Annotated in this window: 10 protein-coding genes; 8 read left to right on the plus strand and 2 right to left on the minus strand. The window is 40.1% G+C overall.

What is annotated here, in order from left to right; all coding sequences use genetic code 11:
• Window positions 1-3 precede the first annotated feature (3 nt).
• Window positions 4-420: a Holliday junction resolvase RuvX gene (gene ruvX / locus AB669_RS13005; RefSeq protein WP_047799753.1), complete on the minus strand. Its 417-nt coding sequence runs from the start codon at window positions 418-420 to the stop codon at window positions 4-6.
• 375 nt (window positions 421-795) lie between these two features.
• Between ruvX and AB669_RS13010 the strand changes: the two genes are divergently transcribed.
• Genes AB669_RS13010 through AB669_RS13020 form a run of 3 tightly spaced genes read left to right on the plus strand, consistent with a single transcriptional unit; the run spans window position 796 to window position 3,960 of the window.
• Entirely contained in the window at window positions 796-1,944 is a 1,149-nt protein-coding gene (locus AB669_RS13010; RefSeq protein WP_047799754.1) for a DNA polymerase III subunit gamma/tau, read from the plus strand.
• A gap of 2 nt (window positions 1,945-1,946) precedes the next feature.
• On the plus strand, window positions 1,947-3,500 hold the full coding sequence (ricT, locus tag AB669_RS13015) for a regulatory iron-sulfur-containing complex subunit RicT (RefSeq protein WP_053058396.1): 1,554 nt from the start codon (window positions 1,947-1,949) through the stop codon (window positions 3,498-3,500).
• Window positions 3,469-3,960 (plus strand): gliding motility lipoprotein GldH, encoded by a 492-nt coding sequence (locus AB669_RS13020; RefSeq protein ID WP_047799756.1) that lies wholly within the window; start codon window positions 3,469-3,471, stop codon window positions 3,958-3,960. Before ricT ends, AB669_RS13020 begins: the two co-directional genes overlap by 32 nt.
• Before the next feature lie 35 nt (window positions 3,961-3,995).
• On the opposite strand, the gene murF is transcribed toward AB669_RS13020, so the two are convergent.
• A complete protein-coding gene (gene murF / locus AB669_RS13025) occupies window positions 3,996-5,297 on the minus strand; it encodes a UDP-N-acetylmuramoyl-tripeptide--D-alanyl-D-alanine ligase (protein WP_197082403.1) in 1,302 nt (433 codons plus the stop codon).
• 86 nt (window positions 5,298-5,383) lie between these two features.
• Between murF and AB669_RS13030 the strand changes: the two genes are divergently transcribed.
• The 5 genes from AB669_RS13030 to AB669_RS13050 all read left to right on the plus strand — a co-directional run bounded on the left by AB669_RS13030 (window position 5,384) and on the right by AB669_RS13050 (window position 17,996).
• Window positions 5,384-7,879 (plus strand): M14 metallopeptidase family protein, encoded by a 2,496-nt coding sequence (locus AB669_RS13030; protein ID WP_047799757.1) that lies wholly within the window; start codon window positions 5,384-5,386, stop codon window positions 7,877-7,879.
• A 294-nt stretch (window positions 7,880-8,173) separates the two neighbouring features.
• Entirely contained in the window at window positions 8,174-11,338 is a 3,165-nt protein-coding gene (locus tag AB669_RS13035) for a SusC/RagA family TonB-linked outer membrane protein (RefSeq protein ID WP_047799758.1), read from the plus strand.
• A gap of 18 nt (window positions 11,339-11,356) precedes the next feature.
• Window positions 11,357-12,910 (plus strand): SusD/RagB family nutrient-binding outer membrane lipoprotein, encoded by a 1,554-nt coding sequence (locus tag AB669_RS13040; RefSeq protein ID WP_047799759.1) that lies wholly within the window; start codon window positions 11,357-11,359, stop codon window positions 12,908-12,910.
• 357 nt (window positions 12,911-13,267) lie between these two features.
• Window positions 13,268-16,534 (plus strand): SusC/RagA family TonB-linked outer membrane protein, encoded by a 3,267-nt coding sequence (locus AB669_RS13045; protein WP_047799760.1) that lies wholly within the window; start codon window positions 13,268-13,270, stop codon window positions 16,532-16,534.
• 28 nt (window positions 16,535-16,562) lie between these two features.
• A complete protein-coding gene (locus AB669_RS13050) occupies window positions 16,563-17,996 on the plus strand; it encodes a SusD/RagB family nutrient-binding outer membrane lipoprotein (RefSeq protein WP_047799761.1) in 1,434 nt (477 codons plus the stop codon).
• Window positions 17,997-18,012 lie beyond the last annotated feature (16 nt).

An 18,012-nucleotide genomic window follows, 5' to 3' on the forward strand; every position in this document is an offset into this window, starting at 1 on the left:
CGGTTATAAACGGTTGGTTTCCATAAAATATTGTAAAATGATCGTAGCGGCGATGGTATCAACACGCTCTTTATTCTGCCTGTCGGACTTTTTTAAGCCGCTTTGCATAATGGCCTGGTGCGCCATTTTCGAGGTGAAACGTTCGTCTACCCAATGCTGAGGCATAGCAGGAAAAGCTTTTTTGAGTAAGGTAGAGAAGCCCTTTACATGTTGTTTCGAATCAGAATCCGAACCATCCATTTGTTTAGGATCACCCAGTACAAATGCCTCTACGGTTTCAGTTGACAGGTATTTTTTGATATAGTCAATTGCATCTTTCGGATGAACGGTATCGAGGCCTGTTGCGATGATTTGCAGCGGATCTGTAACGGCAATACCGATGCGTTTAGTTCCATAATCGAAGGCGAGAATACGGGCCATATTAATTTTTAAGCTTTAATTGCGGGTAGATCACCTACAGCTGATTTAATTTTAAAAAGCCAAAGGTAAGGTTTTTTACGGAATGGGTTTTTTACCGGCGGCTGTTCCATGCTGCAGGATATAGAGATTTGTGAAATCTGACTCCACCCCTACTCCACATTAAGACCGGGGTTTTACGCTAAAAGGTGGAGTTATTTCGGATTATAGTCAGATTAGATGGCACGCTGCCCATCCGCAGCATTAAGGGAAACCAGGCAGAAAGGTAGTTGAAACCCGGGAATTTAAGTGTCTTAGCCATATAATTTTCTTAGAATCTGCGGTAAGTTCGGATCGCTGAAGCATTGAATATCATATCTATTTCTTATTTTGCACCAAATGCAGTTTAAACAGATCATAGGACAAGACAGAATTAAGCAACAATTGGTTCAAACGGTTAAGGAAAACCGGGTAAGCCATGCGCAGCTTTTTTTGTCGCCTGCTGGCTCAGGTGCAGTGCCTTTAGCTATTGCTTATGCCCAGTACATCAACTGTTTAGATAAAGGAGTTAGTGATAGTTGCGGCGAATGTTCAAGTTGCAGGAAGTATGAAAGGCTCATTCATCCTGATTTGCATTTCTCCTATCCTTTTTTTGCTTCAGCCAGTACAAAAACTGCTATAGACGTATTGGAAGAATGGAGAGCCATGCTGATGCAGGATACCTATTTTGACATGGATATCTGGCGTTCGAAGCTTGATGCGGCAAATAAACAGGCCAATATTCCGATTGCTGAATGCCATGACATCATTAAAAAATTAAGTTACAAGGCCTTCGAGGCGGAGACAAAGGTTTTGATTATGTGGCTGCCTGAATATCTGGACAAATCGGGCAATGCTTTGCTTAAGCTGATTGAGGAACCACCAGCCAATACCCTTTTCATTCTGATTGCACAAAACCAGGATCAGATATTGACCACAATTCTTTCCCGGACACAGATTGTGAAAATCCCTAAACTCACGGGTGATGAAGTTTCTGGTTATTTGTGTAACCATAGTGGTTTAACTGAACACCAGGCAATAGACTATGCGTTCCTGGCAGATGGCAATCTAATTGAAGCGAAATCGCTTGCTGCAGATGTTCAGACAGATAGTTCGGGCACATTTACCTCATGGTTAAGAATGGGTTTCGGCAATAAAGTGCCGGATTTGGTGGACTTTACTGATGAGGCAGCGAAATGGGGACGTGAGAATCAAAAGAATTTTTTAAAATATGGTGTAAATTATCTGCGCGAATGCTGTTTGATTTTAAGTGGTGCAGAGGCGCTTGTGAAATTACCGCCTCTAACCCTAGATACAGCAAAAAAGTTAAGCACACATGTACTTACCCTGCCAATGGCTGAAGCCATTATTGGTGAGTTGGAAAAGGCACATTACCACATTGAAAGAAATGCAAATCCTAAAATTCTGTTTTTAGATGTATCTTTACAGTTGGTAAAAATTATAAAGTTTAAAACGCTCCCCGCGGGGACTCAATATATATACAATTAGATATGGGATGTGGAAGTTGTTCAACAGGTGGTGGTTGCACCCCTAATGGATGCAAAAGTAATGGCTCATGTGGTACCGGTGGGTGCCAGACTATGGAAGTTCACGATTGGTTATCCAATTTGGATATGCCTTCAAATTATAAACCTTTTCAGGTTACAGAAGTAAAGTTTAAGGGCTCCCGTAAAGAGTTTTTCCTGAACAGCGATAATATTTATCTTGAGATTGGCGAGCTTGTTGCCGTTGAAGGGCCAACCGGAGGATTTGATGTAGGACACGTTTCGCTTACCGGCGAACTGGTTCGGATACAAATGAAACGTCGGAAGACTGCTTTAGATCAGATAACGAAAAAAATATACCGTAAAGCTACCGAAGCTGATGTAGAGAAGTGGAATGCCGCAAAGGGAATGGAGTGGGAAACCATGCACAAAGCCCGTAAGCTGGCATTGGATTTACGCCTGTCGATGAAAATCAGTGATGTTGATTATCAGGCTGATAAAACCAAGGCCACCTTTTTTTACACTGCCGATGGCCGTGTGGATTTCAGGGAGCTGATTAAAAAAATGGCTGAAAATTTCCGTATCCGTATTGAAATGCGCCAGATTGGGATGCGCCAGGAGGCTGGCCGTTTGGGTGGTATAGGGTCTTGTGGCAGAGAATTATGCTGCTCTACCTGGTTAACCAACTTCAAAACGGTTTCTACGGCTGCGGCTCGTTATCAGAATCTTTCTTTAAATACGCTGAAGCTAGCCGGACAATGTGGCAAGTTGAAATGCTGTTTGAATTACGAGCTGGATACCTATCTGGATGCACTTAAGGATATTCCTGATCGTATTGAAAATCTGGATACCGAAGCCGGATATGCCCGCCATCAGAAGACCGATATTTTCAAAAAAATCATGTGGTTCAGTTATCAGGGAGACGAAAACTGGATTCCTGTAAAAGCTGCACGCGTAAAAGAGATTATGGCGCTGAACAAGGCCGGTAAGAAAGCTCCGAATCTTAAAGAGGAAGCAGTACAGGTTGCTGCTCCGGTAGTGGTAGAGAAATCATTTGATTACGAAAATGTAGTTGGCCAGGATAGTTTAACGCGTTTGGATGAGCGTTCAAGAGGTAAAAACAACCAGAACAGAAACCAGAAAAACCGTAACCGCAACGACAACAGAAGAGATAAGCCGGCTGACCGCAATGCAGCTCCGAATCAAAAGCCACAAGGACAACAGGCTGGTCAGAAGCCTCAGCAGAACGCCCAGAAGCCTCAGCAAAATGTTCAGAAGAACCAGCAACCAGGCGGAAACAAAGCGCAACCACAGGTTCCTAAACCACAACATGTACAGGGACCAAAACCGCAAGGCAATCACCCTAAACCAGTGCAGCAGCAAAGTCAGAAGCCTGTTCAGCAACCAAACCAGAAACCTGTGGTTAAGGCCGAGGGCGTAGCCTCAACTGATGGAGCTAAGCCTGATCAAAGTAAAAATAAGAACAGAAATAACCGTAGGAAGAACAACAATCGCCGAAATAACAATAATGGCTCAGATAATAAACCTACTACAGCGTAAAGGGTTAATCCTTTCGGGTTGCCTTTTATTGGTGATTACCTTTTTTTCGGGGTGTACCTCTGGCGTTGTCGATAGTAATTTAGAAATTGCCGACCGCAGGTGGACCTACCGTAATCACATTACTACGCCCTTTGAAATTAAGGATATTACCAAGGCATATAATATTTATTTCAAGCTGCGGCATACTGCAGATTACAAATACTCGAACATCTTTATTCTGGTACACTTTAAAGACGGAAAAACGGTATCGACGAAGCGCTATCAGTATAAGCTGGCCAAAAACGATGGTGAATGGTTAGGCAGCGGGTCGGGTAATATTTTTAATTACACATTACCGTTACTAACGAATCACCGTTTTCCACATACCGGAAAGTTCAGTATCGAAATTGAACAGAACATGAGGGACAATCCCCTGCTTGAAGTTAGCGACGCAGGGATCAGGATTGACCAGGGTACATAATATTGCAGATTGTAGAATAAAAGCGTGTGTCTTTTTTAAAGGTATTGCAACAGGCTTTCCAGTTTCATTCCTCTGGATCCTTTGAGCAGTACCAGGTTGTTTTTGATCTGTTTTTCCTCAAGATAGGCAGCCGCCTCTGCCGGTGTTTCAAAGAAAGTCGCCTTAAGTTTGTCTTTAAATGCGAAAAAGTATTTGCCAATTAATATAATCTCATCCAAACCGCTTTTCGTGGCTTGCGTGGCTATAATCTCGTGCTGCTTTTCTGATTCCGGACCTAGTTCGAACATATCACCTAACACGGCAGTTTTTTTATCTGCCGATAACACCGATATATTATTGAGGGCAGCAGACATGCTGCTTGGATTGGCGTTGTAGAAATCGCATATTACCGTATTGTTTTCGGTTTTGGTGAGCTGTGAGCGGTTGTTTTTCGGCTGGTATCCGCTAAGGCCTTTGTTGATTTCTTCAGGTGTCATGTCAAAGAAATCGCCGATGCAAATGGCGGCCAGTATGTTTTCAAAATTGTAGCTGCCTGTTAAGTTAGTAGTTACCTCTGAGTTGGTGTCGTGGTTTGTCCATTCCACCTCAATAAATGGATCACTGCTTTTTAAAGTGCCTTTAATGGCATTCCCGAGTTCGGTGCCGTAATAAATCATCTTATTCAGGCCGGCAGAAGCACTCATCTCCAACAGGTACGCATTGTCTCTGTTAATAAAGGTATAGCCATTTTTTTCCTTCAGGTAGTTATAAAGCTCAGCTTTTCCTTTTTTTACGCCTTCAAAACCTCCAAAGCCATCCAGATGTGCCATGCCAACATTGGTGATAATGCCATGAGTAGGTTGGGCGATGGTGCATAACAGTTCTATTTCTTTTTGGTGATTTGCGCCCATTTCAATTACGGCCACTTCCACATCGCCGGTAATGGAAAGGATGCTCAAAGGCACTCCGATGTGATTGTTCAGGTTGCCGAAAGTGGCGAATGTTTTATAACGTTCAGACAACACTGCGTTGATCAGTTCTTTACTGGTTGTTTTTCCATTGCTTCCGGTAAGTCCTACAACAGGGATATTTAGTTGTTTCCGGTGAAAGCGGGCCAGATCCTGTAAAGTGGCCAACACATCTTCTACAAGCAAACACTTATCGTTTACAGCATATTGCTCTTCATCCACAACAGCAAATGCAGCACCTTTTTCTATTGCTTGGGCTGCAAACTCATTTGCATTGAAATTATCGCCTTTAAGGGCAAAAAAGATACAGCCATTTTCAATATTTCTGGTGTCAGTAGAAATAACACGGTGATTAAGGTAGTGGCTGTAAAGGTTTTCGGTCGAGATCATGCTTATTCGTAAAAAATATGCTGTAAAATTAAGCTTTAGCAATAACAAAAAACAAATTTACTACATTAGTTAAAATTATCCCGTTTATGAAGAAAAGCCTTACGCTCAGCTTGTATTTTATTGCTGCCATTTTCAGTGCAAAATCTCAGGTAAAGTCGCCTGATGAATTTTTGGGTTATGAGTTAGGCTCACATTTCACACCGCATTATAAGGTGGCAGATTATTTCAGGCAAACGGCTTTAGCTTCATCAAACAACGTCAGGTTAATTGAATATGGTAAAACCAATGAGGGTCGCCCTTTATTGGTTGCAGTAGTTTCTTCTGCAGAAAACATTTCCAATCTGGAAAAAATTAAAGCTAATAATATTCAGCTGTCGCTTGGCAGTAACAATACACTGGATTTAGCGAAGCAACCGACTATTGTATGGCTGAGCTATAATGTTCATGGCAACGAAGCAAATTCAACAGAAACATCGATGAAAATGCTTTACACACTTTGTTCAGGCAAAAATGCGCAAGCCAGTGAGTGGTTAAAAAACACCGTTGTAGTGATTGACCCCTGTTTAAATCCTGACGGCAGAGACCGGTATGTGAATTATTTTAACAGCGTTGTTGGTAAAGTCCCTAATCCGGATCCTTCTTCCCGGGAGCATATTGAGCCCTGGCCAGGGGGAAGACCAAATCATTATTATTTTGATTTAAACCGTGACTGGGCATGGCAAACGCAGGTGGAGAGCCAGCAGCGACTGGCTTTGTATAACCAGTGGATGCCTCAGGTACATGTGGATTTTCATGAACAAAGTTATAATGAACCTTATTATTTCGCCCCTGCTGCCGAGCCTGTTCATCAGGATATCACTCCTTGGCAAAGGAGCTTCCAGGTGGTAGTGGGTAAAAACAATGCAAAGTATTTCGATGCTGAAGGCTGGGGTTATTTTACCAAAGAGCGTTTCGATTTGCTTTATCCTTCTTATGGGGATACCTATCCTCTATATAATGGTGCTATTGGTATGACTTACGAACAGGGAGGCATCAGGGCCGGACTGGCCGTTATTACCAAAGATGGTGACACTTTAACTTTGAAAGACCGCATTGCGCATCATTTTACTACGGGTATGTCGACCGTTGAAGTTTCTTCGGCCAATCATGATAAACTTTTGAGCGAGTATAAAAAGTATTTCCAGCAGGGTGTAACGACGTCTCCCGGTATTTATAAAACCTATGTAATTAAGCCAACTAATCTTTCGCGCCAAAAAAAAATAGCGGAATTGCTGACTAAGAATAAAATTGAATTTAGTTATGGAGGGGATAAAACCGGCAAGGCTTATGACTATGATAGTCAGAAAGAAGAGAACTTCAATGTAGGACGTAATGATATCGTTGTGAATATACAACAGCCACGGGCTGTGCTGGCTAATGTATTGTTAGAGCCTCAAACCCTGGTAACCGATTCAAATACCTATGACATTACCGCCTGGGCACTGCCATACGTTTATGGTTTAAAAGCTTATGCCAGTAAAGAAAGCTTTAAGGGCAAGTTCAATGCTGCAGAGGAAAATAAAACTGCTTCGACTTCTGTCGATAAGCCTTTGGCCTGGTTATTTTCATGGGGGGCATCTGAAGATACACAGGTTTTAATTGCTTTGCAGCGTGAAGGCATAAGGGTTCGCCAGGCCGACCAGCCTTTTACCGTTGCCGGAAAAGATTACCCTGCCGGAACACTTATTGTATTACGTGTGGAGAATGAAAGGCTGGTAAAGGATGTCAGGAACAAGGTATTGGCTGTTGCGGGTAAGCTGGACAAGCCTGTATTCGCCATTAGCAGTGGTTTTGTTGATAAGGGAAAAGACTTTGGATCCAACGTTTATCCCATTCTTAAGCAACCCAAAATTGCTATTGTTTCGGGTAATGAAGCTTCTTCCCTGGCTTTTGGTGAGGTGTGGTATTACCTTGAAAAGGATTTGAATTTATCTCCAAGTATTATCACCGCAAAAGACATTAATACTTTAGATATCAATAAGGTAAATACCTTGATCTTGCCGGATGGTAGTTACAGCGCCTTTATTGGTGATGGCTTAACCGCCTGGCTAAACAAAGGTGGCAGACTGGTTTTAATGGAAGATGCTATTGAAAGTGTTCTGGATAAGAAAGGTTTCGACATTAAAAAGAAAGTTCCTGTAGTTAAAAAGGATGAAAAGCCTTCTCCGAGTACTTTGCTATTTAAGGATAAAGACCGCGATGATTATGAACTGGCGATTCCGGGTGCTATATATAAGGTGAGTATGGATGCTACGCATCCGTTTTCTTATGGTTTGGGTAAATTTTATTATACGCTGAAAACAGACAGGAAAATTTATGAGCCTTTTAGTGAAGGCTGGAATGTGGGTCAGCTAAATGAAAAGAGCTTAATGGCTGGTGTTGTGGGTAAAAAGGTTAGAGAGGCACTTAAAACCGGGTTGCTGATCGGAGTTCAGGAGTTTGGTCGTGGTCAGGTGGTCTATCTGGCGAATGACCCGTTGTTCAGGAATTTCTGGGAAGGTGGAAAGACGTTGTTTGGGAATGTGGTTTTTTGCGGGTATTGATCTTAAATACTTTAAATTTTTTCAGCTAGATAACTATTAACGATATTAAACTAATCCCTGACACGTGTTAGGGATTTTTTGTTTTGCCTGGTCACTTTTTGGTGATTCAGTCAGGATTATTTCATTTTCAACGTTAGTTCTAACGTCGTTTTAATGTAATTAATTTGTAACAAAACACCCAACAACTTAGTTGTAGGCGGGATTTGTTAAAATATGTTAAAAAAATATTTGGCGGTGTGTATAAGTAACGATACTTTTAAAGTATTAATAATCATTAACTAGCCTATTTCTACTATGAAAAAACTTTTACAAAGTTTGTTCATTTTGATGTTTGTTGCTGTAACAGCGATGGCTCAAGATCGAACAATCACGGGTACAGTTACCTCTACGGAAGACAATCTTCCTATCCCTGGCGTAACTGTAAAAATTATTGGTGCCGCAGGCGGTGCCATTTCTGGGTCTGATGGTAAATATTCAGTGAAAATTCCTTCTGGTGCAACCTCACTAGAGTTCAGTTCACTTGGATTTACAACTCAGACCAAAATAATCGGAAGTGCAAATGTGATCAATGTTTCTTTAGCTACTGATGCAAAACTTTTGAGCGAGGTTATTGTTACGGCGGTTGGTATTGAAAAGGATAAAGCTTCTTTGGGGTATTCTGCAGACGTGGTCAAAGCACAAGATTTAACCAATGGCCGACAAACGAATCTAATAAATGGTTTAACTGGTAAAACAGCAGGTGTTCAGATCGGTCGTTCAAGTGGAGGTGTCAATACCGCAACCCGTATTACGATGAGAGGTATAAGATCACTGCAAGGTGAACAACAGCCTTTGTTTGTAATTGACGGTGTTCCAATAGACAACAGTGCCCGCCAGCCATCAACATCATCATCAAATCAGGTAGATGTGGGTAACCGTGTAGGTGACATTAATCCAGATGATATTGAGTCTGTTACTGTTTTAAAAGGAGCCAATGCTGCGGCCTTGTATGGTTCTCAAGGGGTTAACGGCGCGATTATCATCACGACTAAAACGGGTAAAGATGCAGCCTCACGGAACAAAAAGCTGGAGATTAGTGTTGTTTCAACTTTTCAACTCGATAATGTTCAAAAACTGCCAAAGGTTCAAAATGAGTATGGTTCAGGTTATGAAACGGATATCGTAAATGGTGTTTCAGTGACAGAATATGATCCGATTGAAAATACAAACTGGGGTCCTAAATTAGACGGTTCAATTGTTCAGTCGGGTCCAACGTTAACTAACGGACACAAACTAATGATTCCTTATAGTGCGGTTACAGATAATATTAAGAATTTCTTTGATACCGGAACTAACTTTCAAAACTCTGTTTCGTTTCAAGGTGGAAGTGATAAAGGTTCTTTTTATGCTTCCCTATCAGATAATGAAGTTAAAGGTGTTGTTCCGGGCGATAAGTTCAGAAGAAATACCTTTAAACTATCCGGCTCAACTAAATTGGCAAATAATTTCAATGTGAGTGGTAACATCAGTTATAATAAAAACCTCACAAACACATCATTTGTTGGTTCAGGTAATAATAGTGTGATGGACGCAGTATTAAATACCAGTCGTCAAATTAATTTGGAAGATTTTAAAGATTGGAAAAACTATGAGTTTGCAACTACTCAAGGGTATTTCAACGGTTACCAACCGAATCCATACTACAATATTGCAAATAATAGATACAATGATAACCTGGATAGATTTTTAGGGAGTTTTCAAATGGGTTACGATCCAACCAAATGGTTGAACGTTACCTGGAGATTAGGTACAGATTACGCATCAAGCAGAACGAAATCAACGTTTGAAAAAACTACTTTTGGTTCTGGCCAAAGACCAACTGCGACTCCGGGCGCCATCACTGAAAATGCATATTCTAATAGAATCATGAATTCAGATCTCTTATTAACCTTTAAAAAGGATTTAAATAAAGATTTCAATGCAACATTAATTCTATTAAATAACGTTCGTCAAGTTGATACCCGTAATTTAACAGCTTCAGCGAGTGCATTGTCACAGCCAGGCTTTTTTAATCTTTCGAATCGCGTAGGAGAATTAGGTGGTGGAGAGAGCTCTAGTAAAAAACGTTTGATTGGTTGGGCAGGAGATTTAACTGTGGGTTATAGAAACTATTTATTTGTAAATGGTACTTTAAGAAACGACATATCTTCAACCCTACCTAAAGATAACAATTCTTATTTCTATCCATCGGTTAACCTAAGTTTTATACCTACGTCTGCTATTGACGCATTGAAGGATAATGATATTTTATCGTATGCGAAATTAAGAGCGAGTTACTCGAAGGTAGGATCTGATGCTAACCCATATAGCTTACAGCCTACATTTGGCCCTGCTACAGGGTTTCCATACGGATCACTAGCTGCTTTTAGCCTTTCCAATACCACACCTAATCCAAACCTTAAACCAGAGTTTACCAAAGCATTCGAGGTTGGAGCAGAACTGTCTTTCTTAAAAGATAAATTAGGCTTAGATTTCACTTATTATGATACCAAAACTGACGGGCAGATTATTGATATTGCTGTTGCATCATCAACAGGATATACGGCTGCTACAGTAAACGCTGGATTGGTAACTAACAAGGGTATTGAAGTAGCCTTGAAAGGTAGTCCTTTTACAAACCGTGATGGGTTTTCTTGGAACTTTAGTGTTACCTATACCAAAAATAAAAACATCGTAGAGTCGTTATATCAGGAATCTAAACAATTATCATTAGGCGCTGGTGATCCAGTTCCGACTGCAATTGTTGGCCAACCAATATCTTTAGTGGGCGGAGCTTATTTAAGAGATTCACAAGGTCGGGTTGTAGTAGATGCTACCACTGGTTTTATTAGAAAAGATCCCACTTTGAGGAACTTAGGACAGGTTAACCCGAAGCATATTTTAGGATTCAACAATACCATCTCTTATAAAGCATTTTCACTTTCTACAACTTTAGATTTCAGATCTGGAAATGTTCTATTCTCTGGTACAAAAAGTCAGTTGACTTTTACTGGTTCAAGTTTAGAAACTGTTGAATATGGTCGTCAACCATTTATCTACCCGAATTCAGTAATCGAATCGCCTGCAAATTCTGGAAACTACATTCCGAACACAAGCGTAAAAACAAGAAGTGGAAGCTACGATTTCTGGTATGGTAACTACGCTCAAATTGCTGAATCAAATATCGTTGATGCAGCATTCTTGAAGTTAAGAGACGTTTCATTAACCTACAGATTACCTTCGAATCTTCTAAACAAAACACCATTTGGCAGGGCTAGTGTTTCGGTTTCAGGAGCAAACATTCTATTGTGGACTCCTAAGTCTAATATTTATATAGATCCGGAATCAAGTATTTTTGGAACAAATAACTCGCAAGGCCGAGAATTTACAAGCATACCTTCTACACGAACTTTTGGTGTTACTTTAAGTGCTAGCTTCTAGTTTTAAAAATCTAAGAATATGAAAATTAAATATATCATAAAAGGAATTGCTGTTTTATCGCTTGCAATCGCGGTAAGCGGCTGTGAGAAAAACTTTTTGGAAATCAATGACAATCCAAACACTCCAACTACAACTACCCCTGAGCTTGTTTTGCCTGCTGCTTTAGCAGCTACCGGCGGAGTTGTAAATAACAGCTTTAATATACTTGGGAATTTACTAGCGGGTAACTGGGCGCAATCTCCTGATTTTGCATTTTATCAGCCTCAGGAGACGTATGCATTTACATCTGGTACATATAATACTGTGTGGACCAATATCTATGCAGATGCGTTAAATGATTTTAGGTATGTCGAAACTCAGTCGGCAGCAAGCGGTAAGGTGAATGCCCAAGCTATAGCCAGAATCATGCAGGCCTATAATTTCCAGATATTAGTTGATACCTGGGGAGATGTTCCTTATACTGAAGCTTTGAAAGGAACAGATTTGCTAACTGCTAAATATGATAAGGCTGAAGATATTTATGATGGTATCTTATCAACTATCGATGCTAGTATAGCGATTATTAATACTACTGCCACTGGAGATAATCCATCAACTACAAGTGATATTGTTTTTGGAAATGGTACAGTAACTACAGCACCAGCGGTAGCGATGAACAAATGGATAAGGTTTGCAAATACGCTAAAACTTCGGGTTCTGTTAAGACAATCTTTGATTCCTTCACGCGCTGCTAAAGTTACAGCTGGATTTGCCACTTTAGCTGGTAAAACATTTTTAGCTGCCGGAGAGAATGTAGGTGTAAATCCAGGATATTTAAACCAAGCTGGAAAATACAGCCCTCTGTATGGGGCAATTGGTTTTCAGGTAAATGGTTCTGAGACCTCTAACTATCAGGCAACGAGAGGGAACAAATATGCTGTTGATTTTCTTCTGGCAAATGCTGATCCAAGAGTTGAATTGCTTTATAGGCCTGCTGTAAGTCCAGTTGTTGCAGGAACAACATATGTTGGTGTATATCCTGGAACTACGGCAACAACTACTGCAAGGAAAGATAACTTCTCTCCGGTTGGGCCGGGTGTATTACCTGCGAGTACAAATAACGGCTTTGCTAAACCCGCATATTTAATGACAGCTGCTGAAGGTTTTTTCTTACAGGCAGAAGCTATTCTTAAAGGTTATTTGCCTGGAGGAGCTGCTGCCGCTCAAACAGCATACCAAACAGGAATTCAAGAATCTTTCAAGCTTTTAGGTTCAACGGCTGCAGCAGCAACAACCTATTATACAACATCAACACAACCACTTGTAAGCTGGGCAGCTGCCACAGCAGCAGGACGGCAATTTGAAGCGATTATTGTTCAAAAATGGGTTTCGAATAATGGTTTTAACGGCCTTGAGGCGTGGACAGAATACCGTAGAACAGGATTTCCTGCTAACCTTCCTATCGGTATAAATAATGCGAGTGGTGGCAAGTTGCCATTACGTATCCCTTACCCTCAAAATGAACTAGCCAATAATGGCGCTAATGTACCAGTAATTGATATTTTTACTAACAAGATTTTCTGGGAGAAATAATTATTCTGTTTAAATTCTAAAGTGGATTTAACAAGAAGTTTTAAAAGGCTGCTTTCATATTGAAAGTGGCCTTTTTCTATTTGACGGGATGTACTAACTTTTTAGTTGATTGATTATTTTGGTGGTTTTTCAAACTATGTTCCCGCTTTTTTTTTGAGTTATTTATTATTTTGGTACTAATACCTGGCTTTTTAATTGATATTTAGTCTTAAACTGTTTTTTTAGTTGTTTTTTCTGTCAAAATCGAGGGTAAAATATGTTAAATTGTTAAAAATTGTTAAAATAAATTTGGTTAAATGTTTTTGTAGCTATACTTTTAGCACATCATTACATTATTAACTAAACTATTTTTAAATTATGAAAAAACTTCTACAAAGTTTGTTCATAATCTTGTGCCTGGCTACGGCTTCGTATGCACAAGATCGAACAATTACTGGTACAGTTACTGCTTCGGAAGATAACCTTCCGATTCCTGGCGTAAGTGTAAAAGTTAAAGGAACACCATTGGGTACTATTACAGCTGCAAATGGTAAATTCTCCATTAGTGCTAAAACCGGATCTATACTGGTTTTTAGCTATGTTGGTTACAAAGTCAAAGAATTGACTATTGGTGCGTCAAATTCCGTTGATGCAAATTTAGACGCCGACGCAAATCAACTTACTGAAGTTGTTGTACAGGGTGCGTATGGCACAAAAACAACTGCTCGTGCTACTAGTGCTAATATTCAAACTTTGAGCGGTGAAAAGCTGAACACCGTTAGAGGAACAAATGTAAACAACGCTCTTGCCGGCAAGGTAGCTGGTGTTCAGGTTAGGAGTCAATCTGCTGCTGCTTTAGGTCGAAACACTCAAGTGAGACTTCGCGGAGCTGGCGGATTTGGTACTGGCAACGGTGCCCTTTATGTTGTTGACGGTACAATACTCCCAAATGCAGATGACGTAAACTTAGATGATATAGAAGATATCTCTGTTTTACAAGGTCCAGCTGCAGCTGCTTTATTAGGTTCTCAAGCGGCTTCCGGAGCAATTTTAATTACAACAAAAAAAGGCAAGAAGACCACTGGAGCAGGAATCACACTCAATTTAGGTGCAACATTTGAGAATGCATACATCCTTCCAAACTATCAAAACACTTATGCCGGCGGTAACTCAGCTGATTTAATCCAGTATAACTGGAAGGCTACCGATCCGGTGGAATGGAAAGCTTTGGACGGTAAATATTATCACAACTATAGTGATGACTCAAGCTGGGGACCTAAGATGGTTGGACAGGAATATATTCCATGGTATGCATGGTATCCTGGTACTGAATATTCTTACAAAACGGCAAGCTTGACTCCTCAGCCTGATAACGCAAGGGATTATTTTAATACGGGCGTAAACGTGAATAACTCCATTACGTTTGCAAATGCTGGAGATAATTATAATTTCAAAATGACTTACGGTAATCAATATACTCAGGGTCTTATTCCAAATACCAATCTTAAAAAAAATACACTTAATCTTGTTTTAAACTATGATTTAAATAAACACTTTACTGTAGGAGCCAATTTAAATTATGTTAAAACAGCACTTGGCGGAGATATTGATGATGCTTATTCCAGCCAAAGCAGCGGCTCTTTCAATCAATGGTTTCACAGAGATCTGGATATGGGAATTATGAAAGAGTTGAGGGGATTGACTGTTCCTGGTTTAGGCGGTACTAACATCTATGGAAGCTGGAATCATAATGATCCTACATCTTATGTAGCAAGTGATCCGAAATCATTCTATGCCGGTAATTATTGGTATAATTTCTATACCTACTATGATTTGATTGATAAAGTTAATCAAAGAGATAGGTTGTATGGTAACGTTTATTTAACTTATAAAGTTAATAATGATTTAAAATTCACAGGAACTTACCGTAAACAGCAAAATACTACCTTTACGGAAGACAAGTATAGTTCCCGCTTAAACGACAGTGGAACACAAACAACAGGTAATGATCCACAAGCCAGAGGTTATTATGGAACTGCTAATACCTATTCTAACCGTGAGAATTACGAACTATTAGGTAGTTATACCAAAAAAATTCAAGATTTCAGCATTGATGCAACCGTTGGTACTGACATATTCCGTGCTGACTATAAAGCTAATTCTGCCAATACAGACAATGGCCTGGTTATTCCAGATTTGTTTACAGTAGGTAATTCAGTAAATCAAACTGTTGTAGCAAATGACAGATACATAGAGAAATATAGAGCTGTTTTTGCAAAAGCCACTATTGGCTATAAAAACTTCTTGTTTTTAGAAGGATCGGTGCGTAATGACTGGTTTTCTACACTGCCTAAAGTAAATAATAACGTACTTTCAAAATCAATTGGTGGTTCATTTGTTTTCAGCGATCTTCTTCCTAAATCGAGTTTTGGCTGGTTGTCAAACGGTAAGTTAAGAGCGTCTTACGGTGAGATTCCTCAAGCGTTATCAGATGCTACTGGTCGATTTGGTGCTTACGTTTATCCAGGTTTTGCCTACGGCGTCAATTCCCTAAAATGGAATGGTAACTTGTTAATGACAACTCCTGATCAATTAGTCGATCCCGACATTACCGGAGCAACATCTTCTAACTATGAATTTGGTATTGATTTAGCCTTTTTACAAAATAGATTGTCTTTAGCTGCAACTTATTGGGATGCTACAGAAAAAAATTATCCCAGACCAATCACGATCAACGCTGCATCTGGCTTTACCCAAATCGTAACCAATATTGGACAGATTAATAAAAAGGGATTAGAGTTCCAATTATCTGGAGTTCCAATGCGGTCTCCAAACTTTAGCTGGAATATTTCAGCTACATATGCTAATTTACTTGATAACAAAGTTGTTGAAATCAGTAAAAAATATGCAGTTACCCGAATACCTGTAGAGGGAGTTTGGGGAACAACGATGCCCTATCTGGTACATGAAGAAGGCATGCAGTGGGGGCAGCTATACGGAAATGGTAAAAAAAGAAATGCTGATGGTGTACCTTTGTTAGATGCTAATGGACATTTTGTTAATGATCCCAATGTATTTTTCGGTAGCGTGCTTCCAAAGCATACTGGCGGTTTGCAAAACTCATTTGTTTTGTTTAAAGATTTCGAAGTAAATGCAAATATCGATTATCAATTTGGTGGTAAGTTTGCTTCACTTTCAAATATGTGGGGATCATATAGTGGTTTAACTGCCCGTACTGCAGCATTAAATGACAAAGGTGTTTCGGTAAGGGATGCTCCAGCAGATGGTGGTGGCGTTAGAGTAGACGGAGTAGATCAAACAACTGGTCAACCAAAAACCTATTACCTAAGTGCAATCGATTATTATCAAGGACTTTATAATTCAAAAACTTTCGATGATTATATTTATGATTTAACTTTCATCAAACTTCGTGAGGTAGCCATTGGCTATCGCATCCCGGTGAAAAAACTTGGTTTAGAAAAGTATATTCAAAATGCAACATTCTCTGTTGTTTCCCGCAATCCTTGGTTGATTTATGCAAAAACTAAAGATTTCGATCCATCAGAGGTTTCTGCAACGAGTGGCGAGACTGCGCAACTACCAGGGACAAGAGGTTTTGGTTTCAATTTGAGAATCGGATTCTAATATAATTAGACGGATAAAAGATATTATTATGAAAAATAAATTAATATATACTTCCTTGATTGGCTTATTTCTAGTCAGTTCAATAGGATGTAAGAAAATAGAAGACTTTGGGGTGGCTAATGATAATCCAGCTGCCACAACATCGGCGAGAGTAGATGCGTTATTAACCAATTCTATCGCTAGCTTAGGTGGTTATGCATTTAATGTAACAGCAGGATATTATTGCCAGTATTTCTCTCAAAGTCAGTATCCTGATGCAATGTTGTATTCACTTAACCAGGCTGGTTTTACGGGAAATTATAGCGGTATTTTGTATGATCTACAAAATATACAATTAGAAAATAAAAGCAATAACCAAAATCAAGTCGCCAAAATACTGCAGCAGTATGTTTTCTGGCAAATTACAGATCAATGGGGAGATGTACCTTACAGTCAGGCTTTAAAAGGTATTGCTGTAAATGCACCTGCTTATGATACTCAAGAGGCAATATATAAAGGTATGATTACGGCATTAACATCTGCGGCAACATCATTTGATGGTTCTGCGATTACCGGAGATGTAATCTATAATGGTGATGCAGCTTCGTGGAGAAGAGTAGCCAACTCACTAAGGATAATAATGAGTATTCAGCTATCAAAGAAATACCCAGGCGCGAGTGACTATGCGGCTACACAGTTCAAAGCTGCTTTAGCAGATGCGGGGGGCGTTATTACCACAAATGCTCAGAATCTTCAAATTACTTTCAACGCCAATTTTAAGAATACGATCTGGAATGGCTATAATGGTCGTAAAGATTATGGAGAAAGCAAAACAATGACTGACCTGACTGCCAGTTTAGGTGATGTCAGACAAGCGGTATTCGGAGGCGCAAGTGAGCAATCTGGAAATGTATCAACCTCTAATGTGGGAATTCCTTATGGTGGTGATAAGGCGACAACTGAGGGTTTTACCAATAATAATCCAACCTGGGCACGTGTACTACGCGGAGATAAACGTGTTGAGACCAGTCCAATGTTTATTTTAACAGCTGCGGAAGTTACCCTGGCAAGAGCGGAGGCAGCGAATCTGGGATGGACTACTGAAAACCTTGCTACAGTTTATGCTCAAGGGATTGCACTTTCGCACGAGCAGTGGGGAGTGGCAGCGCCATCCTCTGCATACTTAGCAGGCTCTTCGGTAGCAGTTGGGGCAGTTGGCGCAACAAATAATGTGCGTAACATCTCTGTTCAGCGTTATCTTGCCAGTTATCCTGATGGACAGCAAGGATGGAATATTTGGAGAAAGACCGGTTTTCCAGCTCTTACTCCAGCTGTTGCAGCAGTCAACTCCTCGAAGCAAATTCCAAGGAGGATAGCGTATTCTCCGACTGAACAAACTTCAAATAAAGCAGCTAACGACGCTGCGATTGCGCGCTTGCCTGGAGGGAATACTCAGGATGCGAAAATTTGGTGGGATCAATAATTGTCAACATTTAAAA

This window comes from Pedobacter sp. BMA (assembly GCF_001027745.1).
GTDB lineage: Bacteria > Bacteroidota > Bacteroidia > Sphingobacteriales > Sphingobacteriaceae > Pedobacter.

What these genes read in the sequence shown, in the direction of transcription:
- AB669_RS13050 (WP_047799761.1), top strand. Translation starts at nt 16,563, where the DNA reads ATGAAAAATAAATTAATATATACTTCCTTGATTGGCTTATTTCTAGTC.
- AB669_RS13020 (WP_047799756.1), top strand. Translation starts at nt 3,469, where the DNA reads ATGGCTCAGATAATAAACCTACTACAGCGTAAAGGGTTAATCCTTTCG.
- ricT (WP_053058396.1), top strand. Translation starts at nt 1,947, where the DNA reads ATGGGATGTGGAAGTTGTTCAACAGGTGGTGGTTGCACCCCTAATGGA.
- murF (WP_197082403.1), bottom strand. Translation starts at nt 5,297, where the DNA reads ATGATCTCGACCGAAAACCTTTACAGCCACTACCTTAATCACCGTGTT.
- AB669_RS13035 (WP_047799758.1), top strand. Translation starts at nt 8,174, where the DNA reads ATGAAAAAACTTTTACAAAGTTTGTTCATTTTGATGTTTGTTGCTGTA.
- AB669_RS13030 (WP_047799757.1), top strand. Translation starts at nt 5,384, where the DNA reads ATGAAGAAAAGCCTTACGCTCAGCTTGTATTTTATTGCTGCCATTTTC.
- AB669_RS13040 (WP_047799759.1), top strand. Translation starts at nt 11,357, where the DNA reads ATGAAAATTAAATATATCATAAAAGGAATTGCTGTTTTATCGCTTGCA.
- ruvX (WP_047799753.1), bottom strand. Translation starts at nt 420, where the DNA reads ATGGCCCGTATTCTCGCCTTCGATTATGGAACTAAACGCATCGGTATT.
- AB669_RS13045 (WP_047799760.1), top strand. Translation starts at nt 13,268, where the DNA reads ATGAAAAAACTTCTACAAAGTTTGTTCATAATCTTGTGCCTGGCTACG.
- AB669_RS13010 (WP_047799754.1), top strand. Translation starts at nt 796, where the DNA reads ATGCAGTTTAAACAGATCATAGGACAAGACAGAATTAAGCAACAATTG.